Origin of the sequence: Nocardioides sp. (assembly GCF_047606145.1) — a bacterium.
Taxonomy (GTDB): Bacteria; Actinomycetota; Actinomycetes; order Propionibacteriales; family Nocardioidaceae; genus Nocardioides.
Genome location: NZ_JASGET010000056.1, coordinates 1 through 26,429, shown reverse-complemented (window position 1 = coordinate 26,429; position 26,429 = coordinate 1). Strand labels below are relative to the sequence as shown.

The window sequence follows — 26,429 nt, the reverse complement described above, 5'->3', positions numbered from 1 at the left end:
GCTCCACATCATCTGGCACTGCTGGCAAGACGACCTCGCCTACGACCCCGCCCGACACCGCGCCCTGCAACGCTTCCTCGCCAGCCAGACCGGGGCGGCTTGACATAGGGCTTCTCATCCGGCCACCTCCTCGGCGCCGGACCCGGCGGTCTGCACCACCGGCGTCGCCTCGAGCAGCTGGCGCGTGTACGGATGCGCGACGCCCTGGGGCGTCATGTGCGCGACGTCGTCGATGGTCTCCACGATCCTTCCGTCCTTCATCACCAGCACGCGATCACACAACGCCCGCACCACGCCCAAGTCGTGGGAGATGAACAGCACCGAGGTGTCCGTCGTCGAGTTCATGCGCTTGATCAGGGCGAGCACCTCGCGCTGCACGGTCACGTCGAGGGCCGTCGTCGGCTCGTCGGCGATCAGCAGCTCGGCACGGGTGCTCATCGCGGACGCGATCATCGCGCGCTGCTTCATCCCGCCCGAGAGCTGGTGCGGGTACTGCCTCATCCGGCCCTCGGGGTCGGTGAGCAGCACGTCGCGGAACCGGTCGATGAGATTCTCGCGGGCCGCGCGTCGCGTCGACCCGAGCACGCGGGAGAGTACGTCGGTGAGCTGGCTGCCGAGGGTGAGCGCGGGGTTGAGCGCCGTACCGGGATCCTGGTAGACCATCGCGACGCGACGGGCCATCTCGGGGCCCGAGACCCGGCCGAACAGGTCCGTCCCGGCGAGCTCAGCCCTGCTCGCGGTCGCCGTCAGGCCCTCGGCGAGCAGCTTGGCCACCACCGAGGCGGTGACCGACTTGCCGGAGCCGGACTCACCGACGATGCCGAGGATCTCGCCTCGGCGGATGCTCAGCGAGACGTCCGAGACCAGCTCGCGTCCGCTGCTCTCGTGACGCACGGTGAGATGGTCGAGGGAGAGCAGCGCGTCGGCGACGGGCGGCGCGGGGCTCGCCTCGGGGCTGCGCAGCAGCCGGGCGCGGCGCACGTTGGTGCGCGGGTTGGCGGCAGCGGCGAGCCCGTCGCCCACGAAGAGCGCGGCGAGTGAGCCGAAGACGATCGCGACCGACGGCCCGACGATGAGGATCGGGTTGGTGTAGATCTTCGCCGCGCCCTCGTTGAGCAACGCGCCCCAGTCGAAGGAGGGGCTCTGGGCGCCGAGGCCGATGAAGGAGAGGCCGGAGAGCTCGACGAGGGCGCCGGCGAACGCCTGGGCGATGAGGATGAGCTGCGGCTCGGCCGTGTTCGGCACGATATGCCGCGCCGCGATCCGCATCGCGGGCACGCCCATCAGCCGCGCCGTCACGACGTACTCGCGCGCCGCGATGCCCGCGGTGAGGTTGGCGGTCAGGCGCGCGAAGCCACCGGCGTTGGCGAAGCCGATCGCCAACACGGCTGGCACCAGACCCTGGCCGAGGACCGCGGCGACGATGATCGCGACCAGCAGCGTCGGGTAGGAGACCCAGAACTCGATGAGCCGCAGGGTGACCTCACGCACGCGGCGCGGGGCCAACCAGGCGGCGACGCCGAGGCCGATGCCGACGATCGCCGCCAGGGCGGTGGAGAGCGTCGCGGCGAGCAGGGTCTCGCGGGTCGCCACCAGGGTGCGGGCGAGCATGTCGCGGCCCAGGGTGTCGGTACCGAGGAGATGCGCACCGGTGGACCCGGAGTTGGCGTCCGCGGTGAGCGTCGTCGCCGCATGGCTCATGAGGAGCGGCGCGAGGATCGCGATGGCGACCAGGACGGCCAGCATCCCGAAGCCGACGAACAACAGCGGCGAGCCGCCGCCGCGCCGCCGGCGAGCGGCAATGCTCGGGCGCTTGAGAAGGCTAGCCACGGTGGTCTCCCAGAGTCCGCGGGTCGAGGATGCCCAGGACGATGTCGATGACGAGGGTGAACAGCAGCGAGATCGTTCCGATCACGAAGACCGCGGCGCGGATGACCGGATAGTCCTTGAACTGCGCGATGGCCTGCACCACTACCGTTCCCAGCCCGGGCCAGGCGAACACCGCCTCGACGATGAGGGCCGAACCCAGCAGGGCGGTGAGGATGATGCCCGACAGCGTCAGCGCCGTGGTGAGCACATTCGGCAGCAGGTGCTTGACGTACAGCGTGCGGGACGGCAGTCGCCATCCCCTGGCGGTGCGCATGTAGTCCTGCTCGAGCACGACCGCGACCTCGCGACGGGTGATGCGGGCCACCGAGGCGATGCAGCCCAGGCTCAGCGCCGCCACCGGCAGCACCGCCGACTGGGCGAGCCCATAGGCGGGTGAGTACGCGGGCGGGAGCCAGGCGAGCCAGACCGCGAAGACCACGATCAGCAGCGTCGCCTGCACGTAGGCGGGGATCGAGGCGAGCAGGCCCGCTCCGACGTTGAAGAGATGGTCCAGCAGGCGGTGCCGGTCGCCGCGGGTGACGATGCCGACGGCCGCGCCGATCGCGAGGCCGCCCAGCAGGAAGACCACCAGCGCGGCGAAGGCGATCAGGACCGTGTACGGCGCCGCCGTCATGACCAGGTCCATCGCCGACATCTGGTAATGGAACGAGGTGCCGAAGTCGCCGTGCAGCACGCCGAGCACGTAGTCGATGAACTGGGAGAGCAGCGGCTTGTCGAGACCGAGCTCGACGCGCACGGCATCGACCTGGGCCTGGCTGGCGCCCTCCCCGGCGATCGCGGAGGCGGGATCGCCGGGGATGAGTCGGACGATGACGAAGGTCACCACGACCAGGAGGGCGAGGTTGACGGCCAGCCCGATGAGGCGGCGGGCGAGGAACCGGCGCCACGCACCGGCGAGGCTGCCCGCCCGGAGCCCCCGAGAGCCGACCTCCGGTCGACCCCCGGGAGCGCCCGGGTCGGACGGCACGATGCTCGCGCTGGTGTCCGCGGAGTGACTCATCCGATTTCTCCTGCTTGGTCCGGCCCGGGCGGTGTGCGGGTCACCGCGCTCAGCTGGTGATGCGCATCGACGACATGTCCCAGTAGCCGGAGAACACCGTCGAGGCGAAGCCCTTGCGGGCGATGACGTAGTGCGTGTCGGTGATGAGCGGCACCATGTCCATCCGGGTGAGGATCGTCTTCTGCGCGGCCTCGAAGTCCGCGCACTGCGTGGTCTCATCGGTCGCGCGGAGTGCGGCCTGGAGGTCCCGGTAGCCCTTGGCGTTGTCCGCGCCGCCGATGTTGCGGCCGCCCTTGTCGACGGTCGGACCGACGTAGGTGGCGATCGTCTCGCTCAGCGGGTCGCTCACCGTGGTGGCGTTGAGTGCGATGTCCCACTTGTCGGGCTCGGTGCGCATCTCGGTCTGCCACTCACTCGCGTCCGGCGTCGACACCTTGACCGTCGCCCCGGCGGCCCGCAGTGCCGCCGCGAGGTAGTCGATCGCCGCGTCCCAGTTGGACATCGCCAGCAGCCGGATGGTCTTGCCCGAGAGCTCCTGCTTCGCGGCGTCGACATCCACCTGGGGCAGCAGTGACGATCCGTCGATGGTGCAGGAGACCGTCGACGGATCGACGGTGGTCAACGCCGTGCCCAGCCCGTCGAGTCCGGCGGCATTGAACCCGGAGGGGTCGATGGCCTGGGCGACCGCGGTGCGCAGCGCCTGGTCGTCGGCGAACATGCCGCCGGCGTTCTCGTTGAGGATGAGCGTGTACGCCGAACTCGGCATCGTGACGTAGGAGTAGGCGTCGCTCTTGGTGAAGCGCTCGGCGTTGGAGTCGTAGAAGCGCGTGATGTCGATGCCACCCGAGGCAAGCAGGTTCGCGCTGGTGTTGGAGTCGGTCGAGACCGTGACGTTGATCGTCTTGGCCGGCGTACCGGTGACATCGGTCCAGGCCGGCCAGGCGTCGTAGTCGTCGCGCAGTGTGTAGGTGGCACTCACCCCGGCCTTGAACTTCGTCAGGGTGTACGGACCCGACCAGGCGCCGTCGACGGTGCCCTTCTCGAGCCCGCTGGGGTCCTTGAGACCGGCCGGACAGATGATGCCGGAGGTCGCGTCGGTGAGTCCCTGGAGCACCTCGGAGTAGGGCTCGCTGAGCTTGACGGTGAGCGTGCCGCTCTGGTCGTCCGCGGTGAAGGTCGGCGTACCCGCGCCGAAGATGGCGATCTTGTTGGTCTGCGCCGAGGAGTTCTTCGAGGTCGCGAGGTGCTTGAGCGAGGCGGCCACGATCGAAGGCGTGATGGTGGTGCCGTCGGAGCAGGTGGCGTCGTCGCGGATGTCGAAGGTGTACTCGGTGTTCGAGACGGCCTTCCAGGAGCTGGCGAGGCCACCGATGTAGCCGCTCTTCTCACCCCGGCGCAGCAGCGTGTCGAAGCCCAACCGGGCGACGTCCTTGTCCGCATCGGCGGAGGCCCGGGAGGGGTCGAAGCCGGTCGGCGCGTACCAGAGCTCGGTGTTGATCGTGCCGGTGGCGGTGCCGCCGCTCGACGGGGTCAGCGGCGACGTGCCGCCGCACGCGCTCAGGGCGAGGCCGGCGGCGCTGGCGAGCGCGACGGCAAGGGTCTTTCTGACGATCACGTGATCTCCTCGGGATCTCTTCACAATGTGGTGCACGAGAGCGTGCAGCCGTCGCCGCACTAAATCGGATCCACTTGAGACCATTATGCATCCACAATTGTTTCCTTTGGATTACATCACCAGACCCGCTCGTACTTCACCGGAAGGAGCTCGCGGGCCGACACCTGGACGATCTCGTCGCGCCGGCCGACCCAGACCCGGGCGTCGGGCCAGTAGTCCGTGATGAGCTCGGCGCAGACGCCGCATGGTTCGATGAGATGCCAACTCCCCGAGCGGCGGCGCAACACGCTGACGATCGCCTCGACGCCCGGCGGGTCGTCGGGCCGGGCACCGTGCGCGATCGCGTTCCCCGCAGCCACCCCCTCCGCGCAGACGGCGCTGCGACGTGCGGATCCGTCGACATGGATGCCGGTGACGATCGCACCGTCCGCCATCCGCCAGGCCGTCGCCACCTCGTGACGCCCCTCCCGATAGCGGTCCTCGAGCAGTCGTCGGGCGGCCATCAACAGCTCGGCGTCGTCGTCACCCATCGCCGACGGACGTGCCAGCGGCGGACGAGAACCGGTCATGCGCCGACCTCGAGCCGCAGGAGACGCGCGAAGTTGAGGCCCTCGACGAGCTCTCGGTCGGTCTCGTCCGGGATCGCCTTGGCGATCTTGAGCCGCTCGATGTCGAAATCGGAACCGGGCCATTCCGAACCCATCAGGATCTTCTCGCCACCGAGCCGGGCGTAGGCACGCTTGACGTCCGCCATCAGCGTCGCGCTGGTCTCGAGGTAGAGATTCTCCCGTCGTTCGGCCACGATGATGGCCTCGGGGACGTTCCACACCGCCCCCATGTGAGCGATCACCGTCGGCACGTCGGGGTGGCCCTTGGCGATCTCCTCGATCGCGAAGGGTGCGCAGAACGCGTCATCGAGCGCGTTGATGAGCACGGTCATGCCGTGTTCCGCGCATGCGCGGAACACCGGGTCGAGCAGGCCGTGATCGGCGACGTGATAGCCGTGCATGCTCGGGTGCAGCTTGAGTCCCCGGATGCCGGCCTCGGCGAGTCGGTCGATCTCCCTCAACGCGTCGTCGGCCTGCGGCATCACCTGACCGAAGCCGATGAAACGCTCCGGATAGGCGTCCTGCAGGCCGATGACGAAGTCGTTCTCGATGCGCTGCGCCAGTGAGCACACCATCGCCATGTCGACGCCCGCCGCGTCCATCCGGTCCAGGATGCGCCGCGGGTCGAAAGGGACGTACGCCGGGGGCTCCTCCCCCGGCCGTGCCCCGGTGAGGTAGTCCGATCGACCGCGCACGTCCTGCGTGGTGTTGTAGGCGTCGATGATCATGCCGCTCGCTTTCGCTCGATGAGGCCAGAACGGATCCATAATTGATGGTTTAGGATACATTGCATGATTGAGTCGGTGCTCGGTCCCGTGTCCGCCGAGGCCCTCGGCCACGTCTCCACGAATGAGCACGTGCTCACCGACAGCACGGTGCTGCTCCGGCCGACCCGCGAAGGCGGCCGGCTCGAGGGCCCGATCCGTCCGGAGATCCTCGGCGACCTTCGATGGAGTTGGCTCTCGCTCGCCGACAACCTCGCCTTGGACTCGGCCGACGACGCCGTCGCCGAGCTGCGCCTCGCCGTCGAGGCGGGGATCGGCACGATCATCGAGGCGACCTCGCACGGCATGGGGCCGCACCACGCTGAGCTGCCGGAGGTGGCCCGGCGCAGTGGGATGACGATCATCGCCGCGTACGGCAGCTACATCGACAAGACCCTCCCCTCCTGGTGGCGCGATCTCACCGAGGCCGAGATGGAGGCCGACTTCCGCAGAGCCCTCGAGATCGCCGTTCCCGGCACGAACTACCGCGCCGGCCTGCTCGGGCTACTCGGCACCAGTGCCGAGCTCACGCCCGCGGAGCTACGCGCGCTGCGCGCGGCGGGACGAGCGGCGGCCGCGAACGGGAGGCCCGTGAGCATCCGCCTCGATGCCGCTGCGCGACTCGGCCCGGAGGTCGCGGACATCCTCATCGCAACCGAGCTCGCGCCCGAGCGCATCCTGTTCTGCAACATCGACAAGGTGCGCGAGCTGGACTACGTCACCGACATCGTGGACGCGGGTGTGGTCGTCGAGTTCGCCTTCGGGAGCGAGCACCACTTCGGCGACGACGCGCACGACGCCAACGACGACGAGCGGATCCACTTCCTTCTCGACCTGATCGCCGCACGTCCGTCCTGCCCGATCACCCTGTCCTGCTCGGTGTGGACGAAGGGCCAGCTCAGCCGTCACGGCGGCATGGGCTACGGCCACGTCGCACGGCGCATCGTGCCGGCTCTCGCGCGGGCAGGAGTCCCAGCTGAGCGCCTGCGGGACATGCTGGTGAACCGGCCAGCACTCCTGCTCGACCGCGGCTGAGTCGATCCCGCACGGGGCCGGGGTGCGGTGGCCGCGGAACCGACCATCGCGGTCGCGAGTCGCCGACCGATCGGGGCTTCGGTGGAACGATGGGCACCCGCACAGCTCACCTCCCCGAGACCTGCCCGGCGGCGCTACCCCGGAATGCCGGTGGGGACGCGGCCCACGTGACCCAGGACCGACTCGATGGTCATGCCGATGGCGAGCAGCCGCGCGTCGCCGCGCGATGCTCCGAGGACCTGCATCCCCACCGGGAGGCCGGTCTCGGTGAAGCCCGCCGGCGTCGCGAGCACGGGGTGGCCCGTCACCGTGAGCCGGCAGGCCGCGCGCTGCCAGAGGAAGTAGCGGTCGAAGACGACGCCGTCCACCTCCCGCACCCATTCGAGCTCCGCGGCGGGCGCCGCGACCGGCGTCGCCGGGTAGATCACCGCATCCACCCCGGTGAGCACCTCGGCCGTGCGCCGGAAGATCTCGGTACGCCGCGCGAGCGCCGCGGCGTACTCGTCTGCGGTCAGGGCCCGGCCCTCACGCACATTGCGCAGGTAGTCCTCACGGAAGCCGTCGCGACCCTCGGCAAGGCGTGCGACGCCGTCGGTTCCGAAGCCGAACATCTCGATCGCCTGCCAGCACTCGTCGGCACCGGCGAGGTCGGGCTCGACGTCGACGATCTCGACCCCGGCGGCCTCGAGCAGCTCGCGCGCCCGCCGCAGGACACCACGCACCTCCGGGTCGATGGGCAGGCCACCCACGTCGGGGCTCCAGCCCAGCCGCAGCTCGGTGGGAGGAAGGGCACCGGCGGCGGCGAACATCCCGGCATCGGACACCCAGGACAACGGCGCGCGACGGTCCCGTCCCGAGATCCCGGTGAGCAGGAGGGCGACGTCGGCGGAGTCCCGCGCCATCGGCCCGAGTACGCCGTGCGGGTCCCAACCGTTGCCGAGCCGCCCGGTCGGCACGGTGCCCGGAGTGGGCCGGAGCCCGACGATGTTGCAGAACGAGGCCGGATAGCGAATGCTGCCGCCGCTGTCGGAGCCGTCGGCGATGGGCAGCATCCCCGCTGCGAGGGCCGCGCCCGCCCCACCGCTGGACCCACCCGCGTGTCGCGAGAGATCCCAGGGGTTGCGGCAGACACCGCGAACCGGGTTGAAGGTGAGGGTGCCGAGTCCGACCTCGGGTGTGTTGGTCTTTCCGATGATGAGCGCTCCCGAGCGGCGCAGGCTCTCGGCGAGCACGCTGTCCGTCGTCGCCGGCGGCGCATCGAGGTAGGCGCCGGAACCGTGCGAGGTCGGCAGTCCGGCGACGTCGATGAGGTCCTTCACCCCCGTGGGCAGACCGTGCAACGGGCCGATGGGCTCGCCAGCGGCGACCGCCGTGTCCGCCTCCTCAGCCATCCGCATGGCCTCCGCGATGGGCACCATCGAGACGAACGCGGCGACGTCGGACTCCACCTCGGCGATTCGGTCCAGGTGGGCGCGCATGACCTCGACCGCCGAGATCTCGCGCCGGGCGATGCCGGCCGCGAGTGCACGCGCGCTCCATCGGTACAGCGGGGTATCGATCATCGGTGGTCGTCCTTCCGGTAGACGGTGCGGCCGCCGACCTCGGTGCGCGACACGGTCAGGTCGCGCACCTGGTCGAGCGGCACCGCGGTCGGGTCCGCGCTCCAGAGCGCCCAGTCGGCCCGATACCCGGGCCGCAGCGCACCGCGCTCGCGCTCGGCGAGCGCGGCATGGGCCGCGCCGGTCGTGTAGGCGGCAAGCGCTTCGTCCATGTCGATGGCCTCGCTCACGGCGAGCGGACGCGCCTCGCCAGCCACTCGGCGGGTCACCGCCTGCCACATGAGATGGCGCGGATCGAACGCGAAGTAGGGGCCGTCCGACCCGAAGGCGACGCACGCGCCGGCGTCCAACCAGCTGCGCACCGGGTTCGCCGTCTCGGCGCGCTCGCCGAGACGGCGACGCAGCCCGGCACCGTTGTGCCAGATGATCGAGGGCTGCACCGACGCGATGATGCCGATCTCGGCGGCGCGCCGGATGGTCTCGGCGGAGAGCTCCAGGTAGCCGTGGATCACCTGGAAGCGCAGGTCGCTCAGGTCGGCGCCGGCGCGCTCGGCGGCGCCGACGACCATCCTCACGGCCGCTCCACCGACGGCGTGACTGCCCACGCCCCAGCCGTGCGTCGCACACCAGGCGACCAAGCGCTCGTAATCGGCCGTGCCGATGCGCTGCAACCCGTGGTACTCGCCGTCATCCCATGGCTGCTCCAGCAGCGCCTGGCCCGCGAGCGCCTCGCCGTCCGCGTAGACCTTGATGGGGCCCAGACGCAGCATCTCGTCGCCGAAGCCGGTGCCGAGGCCGACGCCGTCCAGGCGGGCGATCGCCGCATCGACGTCGGGGACGGCCGCCGAACCCAGCTCGAGATAGGGCATCGCCAGGGTGCGCATGGTGAGCAGTCCGCGGGCGTGTGCGGCTCGGTAGCCACGCATCTCCTCGGGAGTGACGGCGGGGTCGATGACGCCGGTGAAGCCCAGCGAGTGCAACAACGGCTGCACCCGCTCCAGCGCCCGCACGCGATCGGCGAAGGGGGGATGCTCGGGACCGTCGTCGTCGAAGCTGTCTCGCATCGCGACGATGAAGGCCTCCACATCGTCATCCGCGGAGAGGTAGTCGAGCGCCTTGAGCCCGGCCCGCTGCATGTGCAGGTGAGCGTCGATGAGGCCGGGCAGGACGATGCCGTCGAGCTCCTGTGTCGCCGTACCCGCGGGCACCGTGGCCACCACATCCGCCAGCGCACCGACGGCGACGAGACGTCCGTCCCGCACCGCGAACGCCTCGGCGTACGGCATCACGGGATCGAGGGTGACGACTCCACGGGCGTGGTAGACCGTGGCGCCGTCGACGATCGGCGACGAACTCGCCGGTTCGGTGCAGGGCATGACTCCCCTTGCTCGCGCACATATGGATACATTGCGGATTCTAATGGATCCATTCTCCGCCGACACGGCACCCCCGGTCGACGGCAGCCGGACCACATCTCGGCGCCGCGCCGGAGGAGCGCCGCGCGTGGAACGTGTTCTCAGAACATGCCGAAGTACTCCCGCTGCTCCCAGTCGGAGACGTGGCACAGATAGCGCTCGTACTCGGTCCGCTTGAGGTGCACGTACCAGTTCACCACCGCGGGGCCGAGGGCCGCGCGGAACGCCTCGTCGGCCTCCAGGGCGGCTGTCGACTCCCCCAGCGAGCGCGGCAGCGGCGGGGCGTCGGCGGCGTACGGATCGGTCGTGGGCGGGCGCAGCTCGAGCCGGCGGGCGAGGCCGTCCAACCCGCTGACGAGCTGCGAGGCGATGTAGAGGTACGGGTTCGCCGCGGGCTCACCCGACCGGTTCTCCAGTCGGGTGGCCGGATCGCCGGGACCACCGATGGCCCGGACCATGGCACCCCTGTTGTCGACTCCCCAGGCCACCCTGTCGGGGGCGAGGCTGAAGGGCTGGTACCGCTTGTAGCCGTTGACCGTGGGCGTGGCGAAGGCCGCGGCCGCCGCGGCGTGCCGCAGGATCCCCTCCAGCCAGGAACGGCCGGTGACCGAGAGCACGTCCCCGGTGTCGTCCTCATCGGGAGGGAAGGCAGCCCGGCCGGTGTGAACGTTGGTGAGGGACTGGTGGAGGTGCCATCCGGTCGATGCGGTCTCCGCACCCTGGGGACGCGACATGAAGGTGGCGTGGTAGCCCAGCCTGCGGGCGATCTGGCGCACCGCGCTGCGGCACACCACCACCGCATCGGCCGTCACCTCGGCGTCCGCGGCCTCCATCGTGAGCTCGAGCTGGCTGGGACCGAACTCCAGTTCCAGTGAGCGCAGCGGCAGGTCCAGAGCGCTCAGGCCTCGGCGGAGTCCCTGAACCAGGTCGTCGAGGCCGTCGAGGCCCTCCTCGTGGAGGAGTTGCGCCCCGGCCGTGGTGGGTGCCACCACGGCTGGCTGACCGGGCGCGCCCGGCCGGCCGACCCGGGTGGCGCTCATCGTCTCGCCGACATCGCGGAAGACGTGGAACTCCAGCTCCGCACCGACGGTCATCCGGTAGCCGCGGCGGGCGAGCACGCCGAGTTGGTCCCGCAGCAGGCTCCGGCTGCAGAACGGCACCACCGAGCCGTCCGGGAACCGCACATCGCACAGCACCCAACCGGTCCGTTCGGCCCACGGCACCACCCGGAAGGACGTCGGATCCGGGACCAGGACGATGTCGCCGGCACCGGAGAAGCCCGCCACGCCGACGCCCGTGTCCGCGGAGAAGACCGGGAAGGCGGACATCCCTGAGGTGTCCTTGAGCAGCAGCGAGCTGGGCGCGGTCAGGCCCGAGCGCATCGCGGCCGCGACCGACCCGCGGGCCAGCGTCTTCCCGCGGAGCAGGCCGTGCTGGTCGACGAACCCGAAGCGCACCATCTCGATGCCGAGCTCGTCGACCACCCGCCGCATCTGCGCCGCGGCGGCGTACTGGACCTCGGTCCACAGGTCGTGCCGGTCGATGAAGCCACCGCGGTCCCTGGCCAGCATCGGCCGGGCGCTGGCGCCGCCACCGCCCTCGGCGACCCGTCGCTCGTCCGCGTTGCGCATGGCCTCATGCATCGGCCACCTCCGGCTGCGACCGGAACCATGGCGAGGCCTCCCGGCGCTCCTCCTCCCTCGCCGCCCAACGCTCCTGCCAGTCCTCGCTCGGCGCGATCATGTCGACGGCCCGCGGTCCGACGTACCCGGCCGCCGCCGTCTCGTCGAGCGGATGCGCCGGGATCGGGCCACCGGCCCCGAAGGCCTCGACGGCACGCAGCAAGAGGCGCCGGTTGGCCGTGACGGCACGGTCGGAGACGCCCAGGCGCTCCTGGGTGCGGTCCTGGATCGGCCCCATGCTCTCCACCGCCCACTGATCGTGGACGTTGATGTCCAATCCCATCCCGGTGTAGGTCAGCTCGTTCTGCTCGCGGGCATCGAAGCCCCAGTCGTTGCCACGGTTGCGCCGCGGCCGATAGTCGGGCAGGGAGACACCCTCGAGTCGCTGCCGCAGCATCGTCTCCTTGTCGACGACCTCGTTGAAGTCGTAGAAGATCATGTACCAGTAGTGGTTCTCGTCGTCGATCGGCACGTGCCACTGGGTGAAGACGCGGTTGTTGCCGAAGGGCACCACGAACGCGTTCGGGAACATCAGATTGGTCACCCGGACGTGCGTGACCTCCTCGGTGAGCTTGCGCACCGCGAAGACCCGCAGGCCGTGCTCGGCGCTCTCCACCTCGATGTCGGGGCGATAGTGATCGCCGACCAGCTTGGACAGCTTCTGGCCGGTGCCCTCGACCTCCTCGCTGAACTGCTGGCCGTACACCTCACGCGGGTCCTCGCCCACGAAGCGGTGCAGGAAGGAGACGTGGCTGGGGTCGATGCCACCCTCCAGCCCCTGGAGCCAGTTGCACTCCCACAGGCCCTTGAAGGCGAACGTGTACTCGTCCGGCGCGGTGAAACAGTCGAACGCCGGAAACGGCGGCGGGTCGCCGGCACCCATGTAGGTGAAGATGATCCCGTTCCGCTCGACGCAGGGGTAGTTCGAGATCCGGATCTTGTCGAGGAAACGGCTGTGCGGTGGCTCGGCCGGCTGCTCCACGCAGCGGCCCTCGTCGTTGTAGAGCCAACCGTGGTACAGGCAGCGCAGGCCGCCGTCCTCGAGGCGCCCGTAGGAGAGGTCCACACCGCGGTGCGCACAGAAGCGGCTGATCAGGCCCCAGCCGTCGCCGCGCTTGAAGAGCACCAGGTCTTCCCCGAAGAGGCGGACCGCCTTCGCCGGCCGCTCCGAGGGCATCTCCGAGACGAGCCCGGCGGGCTGCCAGTACGCTCGCATCAGTCCGCCGAGCGGCGTGCCCGGCCCCGTCTGGGTGAGCTTGTCGTTGTCGTCCTTGCGCAGCACTGCTTCCTCCGTCGTGGGTCGAGAGAGATCAAGGTGAGGGAGCCGGCCCCGGCGAGGGGACGCCCGAGGCCAGCTGGTCGGTGGGGCCGGGTGTCACAGGTCGAGCACCAGCCGCGCACCGGCCGCGCGGGAGACGCACAGCATCATGCAGTCGTTCGCGGCCCGCTCCTGGGCGGTGAGGACGTGGTCGCGGTGGTCGACCGCGCCGGCCAACACCCGTGTCTCGCAACTTCCGCAGATGCCCTCCTCGCAGTCGCGGAGGATGTCCACGCCGGCATCGGTGAGGACCGAGAGCGCGGAGCGATCGGCCGGGACCTCGACCTCGGTGCCGCTGCGCTCCAGGCGCAGCGTGAACGCACCGCGCTCGCGTGGCGCCTGGTCCTCAGGAGCCGCGAAGAGCTCGGTGAGGAACCGGCCGCAGCACCCGCGGCAGGTGGCGGCGCCCGCCAGCGCCTCGACCAGCCGAGCCGGGCCGCACGCGTAGATCAGCGCCTCCTCGCCGACGTTCGCCAGCAGGGTGCCCGGTTCGGGTCGCACCGCCGGACCGGCCGGGTGGAGTGCGACGCGGTCACCGTAGGCCGCGAGCTCACCACGGAAGGCCATCGTGGCGGTGAGACGCCCGTAGTAGTGCAGTCGCCAGTCGAGGCCGGAGCCGTCGACCGCCCGGATCATCGGCAGCAGCGGAGTGATCCCGATGCCCCCGGCGACGAACAGGTAGGAGGGAGCGGGCCGGAGCGCGAAGTGGTTCCGCGGACCGCCGACGGCGACCCGGTCGCCGGGTCGAAGGCGATCATGGATCCAGTGGGACCCACCTCGGCCAGCGGGCTCGCGGAGCACCGCCACCCGCAGGGCGTCGTCTCCGGGTTCACCGCACAGCGAATACTGCCGCACGGTGCCATCGCCGACGACGACATCGATGTGGGCGCCGGGTTCCCAGGCTGGCGGCATCCCACCGTCCGCCGGAACAAGCTCGACGGAGAGGACGCCCTCGGCCTCGAGTCGCAGCCCGCGGACCGTGTAGTCGCGCTTCGATGTCATGTCTCCCCTAATTTGGATCCAACCTTATATTGTTCGGATCCGATACGGGAAAGACTACACACACCTCATTACGAACTGGGTCCACGACGGCCGTCCTCTGTTAAGGTGCGGCGAACATGACCGCGACCCCGTGTCCGCGACAGGACGCCGTCAGCGGATCCCCGTCACCGCCAGGAGAATGGGCATGACACTGACCGACCCGCCGACGACCGCTGCCAAGTCGGGCGCGGCCCTGGTCGACGACCTCGCCGCCCGGATCCGGGCCCGGATCATGACCGGGGAGATCCCGATCGGCGCCCAGCTCCGCCAGGCCGAGCTCGCCGGTGACTACGGCGTCTCCCGCACCCCGATCCGCGAAGCCCTGCGTCAGCTCCAGGCGGGCGGCCTGATCGAGGTGTTGCCACACCGCGGCGCGGTGGTGCGCGTGCCCGCTCCCTGGGAGGTGCGCGAGGCGTACGAGATCCGGGCCGAGCTCGAGGCCCTCGCCGCCTCACGTGCGGTCAGCCGGATCACCCGAGCGCAGGTCGAGGACCTGCGGGCCGCCAACAAGGAGATGTACGACGCCTCCGTGGCCGCCGCTGCCGACCCCGCCTCGGACACGCCGGCACACCGGCGCAGCAACGACGTGTTCCACACCTTGATCACGTCGATCTCGGGCAGCGCCCGGCTAGCCAAGACGATCGACGACATCAACGCGACCTTCCCGCGAAACGTCTCGGCCCAGCTGATCGTCACCGACGCCCGGCATCGCGAGGAGAACTTCCGCGAGCACGAGCGGATCCTGGAGGCGCTCGCCGATGGCGACGCCGCCCAGGCGGCCAGTGAGATGCGCGAACACGTCATCAAGGCCGGCGAGCAGCTCGCCCACTGGTACGAGCAGCGCTCCTCCACGGTCTTCCGCGGCTGAGTCGCGGCGGCGAGCCGACCGCCCGCCAGGACGGGCCGGGGCTCGGCTCGCCTCCGTCTCGATCGCGCTCGGCTCAGTGGCAGCACGCGCCGCCCTCGGCCACCCGATGGGCCTTCTTCGGCTCCGGCAGGTCGAGAGAGGGGTTGCGGTCGAAGAACCCGTCCGGCTCCAGCCGCATGCCCATCCGGTGCGCGGGCATGACCGGCCATTCCTCGGGCCGCGGGTCGTGGTGCACGCCGACGACCGGCCAGAGCACCAGCTCGGCACCCTCGAGGGAGCGATCGGCGCGCTGCCAGACCTGGACGCCGTCCTCGCCGAGCGGGGCCTGGTTCGGGTACTCCCCAGCGATGAAGCGCTCGTCGGCGTCGTACGCCGTGGCCCACAGCTGCTTGGCGACGAACGGTGCCTTCCGCTCGGCCACGCTGCCCGGCCGGACGAAGAGTCGGGTGGTGTGGGGCAGGGTGACCCGGTAGGCCGTCGCGTCGCCGTACCGGTTGGTGCGGGTGGTGCCCTCGACCCGCCAGTGCACCGCCCGCGACGGGTCGGTGGTGCGCGCCGCCTGCGACTCCGAGCGGATGGGGGTGCGGACCATCTTGCAGGCGTTGCCGTAGGGGTTGAGGGCGACGTCCTCCTCCACCTCGGCGTGCACCTCGTAGAGCCGGTTGAGCGGCCCGTCGACGGCCATGTCCAGGCGCAGACCGAAGTAGTGCTGGTGGTTGGGTGCCTGCACGTTCCGGCTGACCATCCGGCCGTACTCCGGCTGCTGACCGTCACCGATGCCGGAGACCGACAGGATGCCGGTGAGCTTGATCTCCAGGTCGATCATGCCGTCCTGGTAGAAGGACCAGTAGAAGCCGTAGTCGTAGTTGGCGACGGTGGCGAACGCGGAGACCACCAGTCGGCGCGCCCGCCGTACGTCGGCCTCGCCGGTACGGGTGTTGACGTGCTTCCAGAGGATCGAGAAGTCCTCCTCGTGCATGCAGATCGCGTTCGCGATCGTGCGCGGCTCACCGTGGCCGTTCAGCACGGCGGCGTCGAAGTAGCGGATCTCGCCGAGACAGTCGCAGCCCAGCTCCAGGGAGGCGGTCAACGGGCCGGCGCCGTACTCGCCCCAGTCGAAGAAGTTCTTCCGGTACGCCGTCGGGTCGGGATCGAGGTAAGGGACGTACATCTCGTTGACCGCGGCACGCTTCAGCACCGGACGGGTCGTGTCGCCGTCGTGATAGACGATGTCGTGCAGCACCAGACCTTCACGGTGGGTGAAGCCGACCCGGAAGGACCAGTTCTGCCAGGTGACGAGCTGCCCGTCCACGGTGAAGCCGGGTCCTTCGGGCTGGACGATCTCCAGCGGCGCGACATGCCGGTCCTCACCCCACGTGCCGGAGCGGAAGTTGCCGGTCTCCGAGGCCATCGGGACGACCCCGTGGTCCTCGATCCGAAGCACCTCGAGAGTCTCCAGGTCGACGATCGGGACCAGTCCGGCGACCGGGCGGGCGTAACCGTTGTCGTCCTCGGTCTCGCGGTGCCAGACCGTGCCCCAGGAGAGCCGGCGGCGCTGCAGGTCCTCGGGCTCGAACCCGGTGATCGACTCCGGGTCGACCCACACCAGCGAGACGTCATCGATGCCGCGCCTCTTCAACGCGGCCTGGAAGGCCGCGTCCTCGCGGCAGGCCTGGGCCACCATTCGGGCCTCCTCGCTGGAGACACCAGGACGTTCGGCGTCGACCGGCGTCCACGACACCACCGAGGCGGCGCGGTCGCTGCCCGAGGCCCATGCGGCGACCTCCCACGCAGCGTGCGCCTGGGGGTTCATCACCACCAGCCTGACGGGCCGGCCCTGACCCGGTGCGAGAGCGCGTGCCATCCCCTCCTCCACGGCGATGCCCCAGAACCTCGGCCGTTCGCCGATCCGCGGGTCGGCCCGCACGAGCGCGACCACCTCGGCGATCTCGACAAGGGTCAGCGGGTCGGTCCAGTGGCGGGTGCTCATCGTCTCTGCTTCCTCTTCGGGTGGGTCATGGCGTGCTAGGAGACGGCGACGACGCTGGCGCGACCGTCGGCGCGTGGGTCGGTGGCGGCGTCCAGGAGACCCTCGTCGCGCTCCAGGACGGCGGCCTGGACGTGTCCGGCCTCATCGACCGGTCCCTCGGTGCTCACCACCGGGACGCCGACCGCCTCGGCGTCGGAGATCGAGCGGGGAAGTCCGGGCTCGGCCAGGAGCACGGTGTGGTCGAAACCGAGGTCACGGGCACCCACGACCCAGCGGGGCCTGCCCAAGACCTCGGCGAGCGGCCTCGCGCCGGTGAGCAGGTCACCGGCGACCTGGGCGAGGATCCAGGCCTGCGCCCGGCCGCCTTGGCAGCCGAGCGCGACGAGTCGCTCGGTCGAGACGGCGAGGGCCGGGCACAAGGTATGCGGTGGCCGGGCGCCGGGACGAAGGTAGGCCGGGCTGGCCGGGTCGGTGCTGAAGGCGGCGCCTCGGTTGTGCAGCACGATGCCGGTGCCGGGCTCGAGCAGACCGGCGCCGAAGGTCTGGAAGACGCTCTGGATCAGGGAGACGGCAAGCCCATCGGAGTCGACGGCGGTGATCGCGACGGTATCGCCGAGCGCCCGTCCCGCCGGTGGCGTGACGACGCCGTCGGCGATCGCGAGCGCGATCATGGCCTCGACGTCCACCGGCAGCACGCGGGGGTCACCGAGCTCGCGGTCGCGCACCTCCATGCCGCGCAGACAGGCCGCCACCAACGGGTCCGCCTCGGCCCCGGCGCGGACTCCGTCGAGAGCCGCGGGCAGGACGCCCAGGAGCAGCGCACCCTGTGACGGCGGCGGGGCCACCGACCAGCGGGTGCCGTCGATCTCACGCTCGAGCGCCGGCACCACCTCGGCGCGATGGGCTGCGAGGTCGGCCTCGACGTGGTCGCCGCCGAGGGCCGCGAGGCCAGCAGCGAGCCGAGCGGCCAACGGGCCGCGATAGAAGGAGTCCGGATCCGTCGCCAGCTCGCGCAGGGTGGCGGCAAGGGCGTGTTGTCGGATCACGTCCCCTTCCCGAGCGACCGTGCCGCTCGGTGCGAAGACCCCGCGCAGGCCCGGGTCGGCCAGGACGGTGTCCGCTTGGGCGGCGAGGCCGCGCGCCAAGCCCGCCGAGACCTCGACTCCCTCCGCGGCGAGCGTCGCGGCATTCATCAGCGCCGAGCCGGGCGGGAGCAGCGCACCGAGGCCGGCCACCGCCGACCAGCCGGCGACCACGCCCGGGATGGTGACCGTACGGATGCCGCGACGGGGCATGGGAGCGCCCGTGAGCGCACCGATGTCGAGGCCGCGAGGCTGGGCGCCCGCGGAGAGCACCGCGGTGGCGACCTCCTGCCCGGGTGATCGGATCAGGGCGATCAGGTCACCCCCCAACGCACACTGGTGTGGATAGACGACCGTGAGGACAGCGGCCGCCGCGAGGGCCGCGTCGAGGGCGTTCCCTCCTCGCCGCACGGCCTCCTCGGCAGCATCCACGGCCGCCGGATGGGGGGCGGCCAACGCGACAGTTCGACGTACCGCGCTCACTGGACTGCCAACCGATCGACACCGATGAAGTCCAGGTCCGGTCGGTCGACGCCGGTAGCGAGGTCGGCGACCGCCTCCCCGACCGCGGGGCCGAACTTGAAGCCGTGTCCGGAGCATGCCGCCGCGACCACCACGGCGGGCTGGCCCGGCAGCCGGCCGAGCAGGAAGCGCCGGTCCTCGGTCATGGTGTACAGGCACGAGGTCGCCTCGACGACATCGGGGTCCACACCGGGAACGTACCCGGTGATCAGGTCGACCAGGGTGGCGACCTCGGCGGCGGTCGGCGGCGTCGGCGGCTGGTCGGGATCCCACACCGGACCGGCGTCCACCCCGACCTTGATCCCGTTGCCGGCGGCATCCGGGATGCCGAAGACGAGACCCTCGGGCCGGTCGACCGAGAAGGCGCCGAGAGCCGGCGGCGTGCCCACCTCCTGCCCGGCGCGCAGTGTCGCGGTCACGATGCGCCAGACCTCGAAGCGGTTCGCGAGACGCGGCAGCACTCGGCCGGCCCAGGCACCGGCAGCGAGCACCAGCCGCCCGGCGCGCAGCGTGCGACGGTCGGTGTCGACGACGACACCGCCCCCGGCGAGCGCCCAGGAGAGCACTCGCTCGCCGAAGGCGAGCTCGGCGCCGGCCACGCGCGCACCGGCGCGAGCCACCTCCAGCGCCGTGGTGGCCTCGACGACGCCGGCGGAGGGATCGTGTACCGCGCGGAAGCCGCCCGGCACCGCGAAGGCGGGCATCAGCTCGCGCATCCGCTCGGGGTCTTCGACCAGCTCGCAGCCCGGGCCCTGAAGCTGGGCGACGCCGCGGTGGGCATAGAGGCCGCCGGTACGGCGGACCAGGGTGCGACCACCGGCCGACGACCAACGCTCCCAGCCGTCGAAGGCCCGCGCCACCAGGTCGTTCCACACCGGGTGGGGGTAGGCGCGCCGGATCATGCGGGTGCGGCCGTGGGAGGAGCCGCGGCGATGTCCCTCCTCGAACTGATCGAGGGCGATCACGCCGACGCCGCGCCGGGCGAGCTCGTACGCCGCCGCAGACCCGTGGATGCCCAGACCGACGACGATGACGTCGGTGTCGCGGACACTCATGCCCGGCCCGCGACGGTGGCGACGGCGTCGAGCAGTGCCGCCGTGTCGGCGTCGTCGTTGTAGACGTGCGCGGAAGCACGCACGACCGAGGGGACGCCCCGGTAGCCGAGGTCCCACTGGCCGTGGCTGGCCGGCACCGAGACGACCCGGACGCCCGCCTCGGCGAGGCGGCGGTTGAGGTCGTCGGCACCGATCCCGTCCACGGTGAAGGTGACGATGCCGGATCCGCACGCGGCGGGATCCTGAACGGTGACGCCGCCGATCCCAGCGAGGCCGGCGCGGATCGCGGCCGCGGTGCGGACCAGGTGACCGGCCGTCACCTCGATGCCGCGCTCCAGCAGCTCGTCGAGGGCGACGCCGAGACCGAGTCGCAGGGCCACCGAGGACTCCCAGGTCTCGAAACGCCGAGCCGTGTCGGCCAGATGCCACTCGCGGTCTCCGCTCCACACCGCTCCCCGCACGTCGGGGGCCACCGGGGTCAGCGTCTCCAGCAACGAGCGACGCACGTAGCCGAAGCCGGTGCCGCGCGGGCCGCGGAGGAACTTGCGCCCGGTGGTGACCAGGACATCGCAGCCGATCGCGTCGACATCGACCGCCAGGTGCCCCACCGACTGAGTGGCGTCGAGCAGGTAGCGCACGCCGTACCGACGGGTCAGCGCACCGATCTCGGCAACGGGCTCGACGAGCCCGGAGGAGGTCGGTATGTGGGCGACGCAGACCACGTCCTCGCGGCCATCGCCGGAGGCGAGCAACTTCTCCAGCGCGTCGGGATCGAGTGCTCCGTCGTCACCAGGAGGCACGACCACGAGCTCCGCGCCGGTCTCCGCGGAGATGCTGAGCAGATGGAGGGCATGACTCACGTAGGTCGAGCGACTGACCAGGAAGCGGGTGCGTGGCCCGAAGCGCAACGCATCGACGATGACCCGCAGGCCGGTGGTGGCGCTGTCGAACAGCGCGATCTCCGAGGCCTGGGCCCCGATCACCCGGGCGGCCGAGGCGTAGATCGCCTCGACATCCGCTCGCCGAGCCGCGGAGGCCTCGTAGCCACCCTCCCGCTCCTCCTCGCGCAGGTGACCGACGACGGCCTCGACGACCGCCCCGGTCGGGAGTGCGGAGCCGGCGGAGTTGAGGTGATGGGAGTACGACACCCCCACCGTACGAGCCCGCTCGGCCGCCACGTCGACCACCGCCGCCGCCGGGCCTCCGGCCTCGGAGGAGTCGGTCTCCACCGCAAGGTCCACGTTGCGTCCATCCTGTTTGGGATCCAAGATCAATATCAATGGATCCATTCTAGTTCATCGTCCTCACCCGCGCCACGGTGGGTCGCATGTGTCGCCGCCCGGAGCCCACTGCGTCCGCGCCGACGCGCTCAGAGCGCGACGACCACCGCCTTCGACTCGACGTAGGCAAGCAACGCCTCGTCACCGAGGTCGCGGCCGAGGCCGCTCTCCTTCAGCCCCCCGAACGAGAGCGCCGGGTCGAAGACGTTGTAGGTGTTGACCCAGACGGTGCCGACCTGGAGTTGGGCGGCGACCCGGTGGGCCCGGCTCAGGTCGCGGGTCCACACCCCGGCGGCGAGGCCGTAGCAGGAGTCGTTGGCGATCCGAACCGCGTCGGCCTCGTCCTCGAAGTCCAGCACGCCCACCACCGGGCCGAAGATCTCCTCGCGGGCGATCACCATGTCGTTGGTGACACCGGCGAAGACGGTCGGCGCGACGTAGTAGCCGAAGCCCTCCGGCGCATCGCCGCCGACGAGCAGCCGGGCACCCTCGGCGCATCCCTTCTCGATGTAGTCGAGCACCTGGCCGCGCTGCTCGGCGGAGACCAGCGGTCCCACCGAGATCCCGCCGGCGAGGCCGTCGCCCATCGGCACCCGCGCAGCGGCAGCGGCCAACCGCTCGGTGAACTCCTCGAGGATGCAGCGCTGCACCAGCATCCGACTGCCCGCCGTGCACATCTGCCCGGAGTGGCCGAACGAGGCCCGCATCGCGGTCGTCACCGCAGCGTCCAGGTCGGCGTCGGCGAAGACGATGTTGGCGCTCTTGCCGCCCAGCTCGAGGGTGACCTTCTTGAAACGCCGGGCGGCGGCCTCACCCACCATCCGGCCCACCGCCGTGCTGCCGGTGAAGGACACCTTGTCCACGCCCGGGTGGTCGACCAGGGCCGCGCCGACCCGGCCATCGCCGGTCACGACGTTGAAGACGCCCGCCGGAACGCCGGCCTCGTGGACCAGCCGAGCCAGTCGGAGCATCGTCAGCGGTGTCTGCTCGGCCGGCTTGACGATCACCGAGCAGCCGGCGGCGAGCGCCGGCGCGATCTTGAAGGCGCCGGTCATGATCGGGAAGTTCCACGGCAGGATCAGCGCTGCCACGCCGACCGGCTCGAGCGTCGTGTAGACGTGGTGGGCGCCGCCGTCGATCGGGATGGTGGTGCCGAGCAGGCGGCTCGGAGCACCGGCGAAGTGTCGGAAGGTCCGCGCGGCCGTGGCCGTGTCGGCGCGTGAACGCTCGATCGGCTTGCCGTTGTCCCGGGTCTCCAGGACGGCCAGCTCCTCCAGCTCCGCCTCGATCAGCTCGGCGATCCGGTTCAGGATCCGGCCGCGCTCCAGCGGCGCCAGGCCAGTCCAACTGCGCGCATCCGATGCGCTGCGGGCCGCCGCGACAGCGTCGTCCACATCGGCAGCGGTGGCCTGCGGCACCCGGGTGAGGATCTCCTCGGTCGCCGGATCGACCACCTCGAAGAGATCGCCGCCACCTCTCCACGCACCATCCACGTAGAACGGCTGCTCGGCGGCCAGCGCGGGAAGGTCGGCACGCATGGGAACTCTCCTTGGGGTTGGTCGCAGCTATCAGAGGTCGAGCGGTTGTGGGGGATTCGCACGGTCACGAGTGATCGTGACCCGGGAGCACAGGTCGCCCGATCGACGACTGGATCCAAATTATCACTTTATGGATCCGCACGGGTGCGCTCGGCCGCGTGCCGGAAGGGCCGACCCGCGGACTCTCCATCCCGGGGGGCCGATCAGCCGGCAGCGGCCCGGATAGGGTCGCGCCATGGCATCGTCTACCTCCAGTGAGGCGCTGCGCCGTGGCGAGGGGCGCCAGCGGATCGTCGACGCCGCGACGGAGCTCTTCATCACTCGCGGGTACGCCGGGACGACCACCCGCGACATCGCGATGAAGGCCGGCCTGCGCCAGCCGTCGCTCTACACCCACTTCTCGGTCAAGGCCGACATCCTGGTCGCCGTGATGATGCAGACCGTCCGGCCCTCGGTCGACCTGGCCGCGGAGCTGACCGCCGACACCGGGCTCGGCGGCGTCGAGCGGCTGGTGCGACTGGTGGAGTTCGACGTGCGAATGCTGTGCGGGGGGCCGTGGAACATCGCCCTGCTCGGCTATCTGCCCGAGGTACGCACCGAGGAGGTGCTCGGCAACCGGAACCTGTACCAGGACCTGCGCGCCGCCTACCGCGCTCTGGTCGCCGGCGCGCTGGCCGAGTCGGGGCGCACCGACGTAGAACGGACGACCGACGTCGTGATGACCCTGGTGGAGGGCGTGGTCCTGCGCCGGGTGCAGAACCCCGACCTCGATCCCGAGGAGCTGGCCCCGGCGATCGCCCGGGCCGCACGCGCGATCGTCAGCTGACCACCGACGAGGCCAGCGCGTGAGCGGTGGCACGGCCCGGCTGCTCCCGGTCTCGCGCTCCCGCCGGTTCACCAGCAGCACGATGAGGACGACGACCAGGACGCCGCCCGCGCCGTGGGTCGCGGTGACCAGGCCGATGGTGCTGGCGTCCGGGCTCCGGTCGGTGCGCTCCGGGATCGCCGCCGCCCGACTCACGCTGCTTCGCCGCGCGCGGCCAGCCAGGCCATGACCTCCTCGGAGGTCACCAGCGACTTGTGCTGCAGGTAGTGGATCATCTTCAGCGCATCGTCGTGGGCCTGTTGGCTGGAGCCCGCGACCACGTCGGTGACGACGTTGAGGAAGAAGTCGCGCTGGTGGGCGTCGACCGAGGTGTAGAGGATGCAGATGTCGGTGAAGCCGCCGATCAGGATCAGGCTCTCGGCCCGGTAGGCCCGGAGCACGATGTCCAACTCGGTGGCGACGAAGGAGGAGTAGCGCCGCTTCGGGATGTGGAACTCCTCGCCGACCGGGCCCAACCCGGCGGCGATCTCGGTACCGGGGTGGCCCTCGATGCAGTGCGGTCCCTCCGAGCCGTCCAGCTCGCGGCCGATGTCGGTCAGGTGCGGCTTGTGCACCTCCTGGATCCACACCACCGGGACTCCGGTGGCCCGACACTCGGCGACCATCGCGGCGGCCTTGTCCCGCTGCTGGAGGGTGTACGACGCGGCACCGGTCAGGTCACCTCCCTGGAAGTCGACGACGACGAGCACGGTGTTGCCCTGGATGTTCATGCAGACTCCTTGGTGAGGTCGAGAGGTGCGGCGGGCAGGGTGGCGAGCCAGTCGTGGACGGACCGGCTGCTGACCAGGGAGTCGCGCTGGAGGTACTTCATCGCACGCAACGCGGCGTCGTGCAGCTCCTGGCCCGAGCCGACCACGAGATCGGTGACGGTGCGGAAGTGGTAGTCGAGCTGGTGGGCGTCCACAGCGGTGTAGTGGATGCAGACATCGGTCATCCCCCCGATCAGCACGACCGTCTGGGCGCCGTAGCCCCGCAGCACCAGGTCCAGCTCGGTGCCGAAGAAGGCCGAATAGCGGCGTTTGCGGATCAGGTACTCCTCTGGCCGCGGGTCCAGACCGGGGTGCAGGTCGGTGCGCGGGTCGCCCTCGACGCAGTGCACGCCCTCGTTGCCGTCGAGCTCGCGGCCGATGTCGACCAGCGAGGGCTTGTGCACCTCCTGGATGAAGACCACGGGCACGCCCTTGGCGCGGAAGGCGGCCACCAGCTCGACCGCCCGCGGATTGCGCTCCTCGCGGCCCGGCATGAACGTCTGCTCGGGCTTGCTCGGGACGAAGGGATTGTTCTGCCCGCCGCCCTGGATGTCGACCACGACCAGGACGACGTCGCCGACCGGCCTGAGCTCATCGGCCGGCGACCAGTCGACGACCTGGAGAGGGGTGTGTTCTTGGGGCATGGCGCACTTCTCCTTCGATTCGAGGGTTGGGATCGCGTCAGGCCAGGCGGACGCGTGGGTCGATGGCCGCAAGACCCACGTCGACGAGGGTGTTGACCAGCACGTACACGGCACCCAGCACCAGGCTGACGGTCGCCACGGAGTTGGTGTCGGAGCCGTTGATGGCCGAGACCAGGAACTGGCCCAGGCCGTTCCACGAGAAGATCTGCTCCACCACGACCAGGCTGGAGAGCATCATCCCGAGCTGGACTCCGAGCAGGCTCAGTGCCGGGCTGGCGGCGTTGCGCAAGGCGTGCCGGCGCAGCACCTGCGGCTCGGTCTCGCCGAGCGATCGGGCGGTACGGGCGTAGCCCGACTCCAGGCTCTTGCCGAGGCCGTCGGCGAGCACCCGGGCCAGCGCCACGCCCGGGCCGATCGCGGCCGCCAGAGCGGGCAGCACCAGGTGCTTGAGCGCGTCGACGGTGTAGGGCAGGTTGCCGGTGAGGAGCCCATCGACGACGTACATCCCGGTCAGGCCGCTGCTCGCACCGTAGGAGGTGCGGCCCGAGACCGGCAGCCAGCCGAGGTGGGCGAAGAAGATCAGTACGCCGGCGGTCGCCAGCAGGAAGGCCGGGGCGCTGGCCGCGCTCAGCAGGACGAACCGGATCACGCCGGCGAAGCGGCCCTTGAGGGCGTAGACCCGGGCCAGCATCAGCCCGATGATCACCGAGAGCACCACCGTTGCGACCGCCAGCTCCAGCGTCGCCGGAATCCGGGTGCGCAACTCCGCGGAGACGGGGCGCTTGGTGCTCAGGCTGATCCCGAGGTCGCCGTGCACCAGCCGGGTCAGATAGCGCCAGTACTGGGCGACCAACGACTGGTCCAGGCCGAGCTTCGATCGCATGGCGGCGACCGCGTCCGGCGAGGCGTTGGCCCCGAGATAGGCGTGCACCGGATCGCCGCCACCGAAGTGGCTGACCAGGAAGACCAGGATGGAGAGCGCGAACAGCACCCCGAGCAGCGAGCCGACGCGGAGGATCACGAAGCGGAGCATGATCAGGCCCCCCGGGAGCGTAGGACGGAGCGGACTCCGTCGCCGACGTAGTTGAAGAGCAGGGACAGGACGCCCACCGCGATGCCCGGCATCACCGGGATCCACCAGGCGGCGATGACATACTGCATGCCGGCGCTGGCCATCAATCCCAGCTCGGGGGCGGGCGCCGGCGAGCCGAGACCGACGAAGGCGAGCGAGGCCAGCGTCATGATGACGCCGCCGATGTCCATGCTGGCGGTGACCAGCACCGTGGGCAGCACCGTCGGGACGACGTGACGCAACATCAGTCGCGAGCCGTGGGTACCGCTCATCCGGGCCGCCTCGACGTGCAGGCTGGTGGCCGCGCGGCGGGTCTCCCCCCGCACCAGGCGGGCGTAGAGGGGCCACCACACGATCGAGATGCCGATCATCGAGCTGTGCAGACTCGGCCCGAGGCCGGCCACGATGGCCATCGCGACGATGGTGGCCGGGAAGGCCAGGAACAGGTCGGTGATCCGCATCAGGACGGCGTCCACCCAGCCGCCGGCGAATCCGGCGACGGCACCGACGAGCAGACCGAAGATCGCGCTGACGCCGGTCACCACGACCGCGGCGAACAGGCTGATCCGGGTGCCGGCCAGGATCCGGGTGAGCACGTCGAAGCCGAGGTTGTCGGTGCCGAGCCAGTGCCCGCCGGAGAACGGGTGCAGGTAGGGCTCCCCCGACGCGACGTCGGTTCGGTAGGGCGAGATCCAGGGCCCGACGATCGCGGCGAGCACCACGACGGCGAGCAGCACGAAGGCCACCGCCTCCGCGGTGGGGCGCCGCCGCGGCCGGACGCGTCGAGCCCGCGCCCGCTGCGGCGTACCCGCGGTG

At 70.8% G+C, this 26,429-nt stretch carries 22 protein-coding genes; 3 read left to right on the top strand and 19 right to left on the bottom strand.

From position 1 onward, the window contains the following. Window positions 1-114: 114 nt before the first annotated feature. From QM638_RS07365 to QM638_RS07345, 5 genes are all read right to left on the bottom strand, one after another. A complete protein-coding gene (locus tag QM638_RS07365) occupies window positions 115-1,830 on the bottom strand; it encodes a dipeptide/oligopeptide/nickel ABC transporter permease/ATP-binding protein (protein ID WP_415141304.1) in 1,716 nt (571 codons plus the stop codon). Continuing rightward, window positions 1,823-2,890: an ABC transporter permease gene (locus QM638_RS07360; RefSeq protein ID WP_415141303.1), complete on the bottom strand. Its 1,068-nt coding sequence runs from the start codon at window positions 2,888-2,890 to the stop codon at window positions 1,823-1,825. Before QM638_RS07360 ends, QM638_RS07365 begins: the two co-directional genes overlap by 8 nt. A gap of 49 nt (window positions 2,891-2,939) precedes the next feature. Beyond that, window positions 2,940-4,505: an ABC transporter substrate-binding protein gene (locus QM638_RS07355; RefSeq protein ID WP_415141302.1), complete on the bottom strand. Its 1,566-nt coding sequence runs from the start codon at window positions 4,503-4,505 to the stop codon at window positions 2,940-2,942. A gap of 116 nt (window positions 4,506-4,621) precedes the next feature. Continuing rightward, window positions 4,622-5,074: a hypothetical protein gene (locus QM638_RS07350; RefSeq protein WP_415141301.1), complete on the bottom strand. Its 453-nt coding sequence runs from the start codon at window positions 5,072-5,074 to the stop codon at window positions 4,622-4,624. Continuing rightward, complete coding sequence (locus QM638_RS07345; RefSeq protein ID WP_415141300.1) at window positions 5,071-5,841, bottom strand: amidohydrolase family protein; 771 nt, start codon at window positions 5,839-5,841, stop codon at window positions 5,071-5,073. Before QM638_RS07345 ends, QM638_RS07350 begins: the two co-directional genes overlap by 4 nt. 63 nt (window positions 5,842-5,904) lie before the next feature. Between QM638_RS07345 and QM638_RS07340 the strand changes: the two genes are divergently transcribed. Then, window positions 5,905-6,912: a hypothetical protein gene (locus QM638_RS07340; RefSeq protein ID WP_415141299.1), complete on the top strand. Its 1,008-nt coding sequence runs from the start codon at window positions 5,905-5,907 to the stop codon at window positions 6,910-6,912. 134 nt (window positions 6,913-7,046) lie between these two features. On the opposite strand, the gene QM638_RS07335 is transcribed toward QM638_RS07340, so the two are convergent. The 5 genes from QM638_RS07335 to QM638_RS07315 all read right to left on the bottom strand — a co-directional run bounded on the left by QM638_RS07335 (window position 7,047) and on the right by QM638_RS07315 (window position 13,888). Beyond that, a complete protein-coding gene (locus QM638_RS07335) occupies window positions 7,047-8,474 on the bottom strand; it encodes an amidase (RefSeq protein ID WP_415141298.1) in 1,428 nt (475 codons plus the stop codon). Next, window positions 8,471-9,847: an amidohydrolase gene (locus tag QM638_RS07330; protein ID WP_415141297.1), complete on the bottom strand. Its 1,377-nt coding sequence runs from the start codon at window positions 9,845-9,847 to the stop codon at window positions 8,471-8,473. The genes QM638_RS07335 and QM638_RS07330 overlap by 4 nt, the downstream gene beginning before the upstream one ends. Before the next feature lie 140 nt (window positions 9,848-9,987). Beyond that, window positions 9,988-11,529 (bottom strand): glutamine synthetase family protein, encoded by a 1,542-nt coding sequence (locus QM638_RS07325; protein ID WP_415141296.1) that lies wholly within the window; start codon window positions 11,527-11,529, stop codon window positions 9,988-9,990. Next, window positions 11,522-12,850: a Rieske 2Fe-2S domain-containing protein gene (locus QM638_RS07320; RefSeq protein WP_415141295.1), complete on the bottom strand. Its 1,329-nt coding sequence runs from the start codon at window positions 12,848-12,850 to the stop codon at window positions 11,522-11,524. Before QM638_RS07320 ends, QM638_RS07325 begins: the two co-directional genes overlap by 8 nt. Before the next feature lie 93 nt (window positions 12,851-12,943). After that, the gene (locus QM638_RS07315; RefSeq protein WP_415141294.1) at window positions 12,944-13,888 is read right to left on the bottom strand and encodes a PDR/VanB family oxidoreductase; all 945 of its coding nucleotides are present in this window, start codon (window positions 13,886-13,888) and stop codon (window positions 12,944-12,946) included. A 184-nt stretch (window positions 13,889-14,072) separates the two neighbouring features. On the opposite strand from QM638_RS07315, the gene QM638_RS07310 reads away from it, so the two are divergent. Continuing rightward, complete coding sequence (locus tag QM638_RS07310) at window positions 14,073-14,795, top strand: GntR family transcriptional regulator (protein ID WP_415141293.1); 723 nt, start codon at window positions 14,073-14,075, stop codon at window positions 14,793-14,795. Window positions 14,796-14,868: 73 nt separating this feature from the next. Here the strand turns inward: QM638_RS07310 and QM638_RS07305 are convergent, their stop codons facing one another. The 5 genes from QM638_RS07305 to QM638_RS07285 form a co-directional block, all read right to left on the bottom strand. Beyond that, window positions 14,869-16,785: a primary-amine oxidase gene (locus QM638_RS07305; protein ID WP_415141292.1), complete on the bottom strand. Its 1,917-nt coding sequence runs from the start codon at window positions 16,783-16,785 to the stop codon at window positions 14,869-14,871. 35 nt (window positions 16,786-16,820) lie between these two features. Beyond that, the gene (locus QM638_RS07300) at window positions 16,821-18,278 is read right to left on the bottom strand and encodes a gamma-glutamyltransferase (protein WP_415141291.1); all 1,458 of its coding nucleotides are present in this window, start codon (window positions 18,276-18,278) and stop codon (window positions 16,821-16,823) included. Window positions 18,279-18,346: 68 nt separating this feature from the next. Beyond that, window positions 18,347-19,444, bottom strand: a complete 1,098-nt coding sequence (locus QM638_RS07295) for an FAD-dependent oxidoreductase (RefSeq protein ID WP_415141290.1) — start codon at window positions 19,442-19,444, stop codon at window positions 18,347-18,349. After that, window positions 19,441-20,685, bottom strand: a complete 1,245-nt coding sequence (locus QM638_RS07290) for an aminotransferase class V-fold PLP-dependent enzyme (RefSeq protein ID WP_415141289.1) — start codon at window positions 20,683-20,685, stop codon at window positions 19,441-19,443. The genes QM638_RS07295 and QM638_RS07290 overlap by 4 nt, the downstream gene beginning before the upstream one ends. Before the next feature lie 128 nt (window positions 20,686-20,813). Further along, window positions 20,814-22,262, bottom strand: a complete 1,449-nt coding sequence (locus QM638_RS07285; protein ID WP_415141288.1) for an aldehyde dehydrogenase family protein — start codon at window positions 22,260-22,262, stop codon at window positions 20,814-20,816. A gap of 235 nt (window positions 22,263-22,497) precedes the next feature. Between QM638_RS07285 and QM638_RS07280 the strand changes: the two genes are divergently transcribed. Further along, window positions 22,498-23,088 (top strand): TetR/AcrR family transcriptional regulator, encoded by a 591-nt coding sequence (locus tag QM638_RS07280; RefSeq protein ID WP_415141287.1) that lies wholly within the window; start codon window positions 22,498-22,500, stop codon window positions 23,086-23,088. A gap of 191 nt (window positions 23,089-23,279) precedes the next feature. Here the strand turns inward: QM638_RS07280 and QM638_RS07275 are convergent, their stop codons facing one another. The 4 genes from QM638_RS07275 to QM638_RS07260 all read right to left on the bottom strand — a co-directional run. Beyond that, window positions 23,280-23,858 carry a cysteine hydrolase family protein gene (locus tag QM638_RS07275; RefSeq protein ID WP_415141286.1) on the bottom strand — a complete coding sequence of 193 codons (579 nt, stop codon included), beginning with the start codon at window positions 23,856-23,858 and terminating at the stop codon, window positions 23,280-23,282. Further along, the gene (locus tag QM638_RS07270) at window positions 23,855-24,541 is read right to left on the bottom strand and encodes a cysteine hydrolase family protein (RefSeq protein WP_415141285.1); all 687 of its coding nucleotides are present in this window, start codon (window positions 24,539-24,541) and stop codon (window positions 23,855-23,857) included. Before QM638_RS07270 ends, QM638_RS07275 begins: the two co-directional genes overlap by 4 nt. Before the next feature lie 37 nt (window positions 24,542-24,578). Then, the gene (locus QM638_RS07265; RefSeq protein ID WP_415141284.1) at window positions 24,579-25,562 is read right to left on the bottom strand and encodes an ABC transporter permease; all 984 of its coding nucleotides are present in this window, start codon (window positions 25,560-25,562) and stop codon (window positions 24,579-24,581) included. A gap of 14 nt (window positions 25,563-25,576) precedes the next feature. Continuing rightward, window positions 25,577-26,429 (bottom strand): ABC transporter permease (locus QM638_RS07260; RefSeq protein WP_415141283.1); only part of this gene is annotated, 853 nt, incomplete at its 5' end.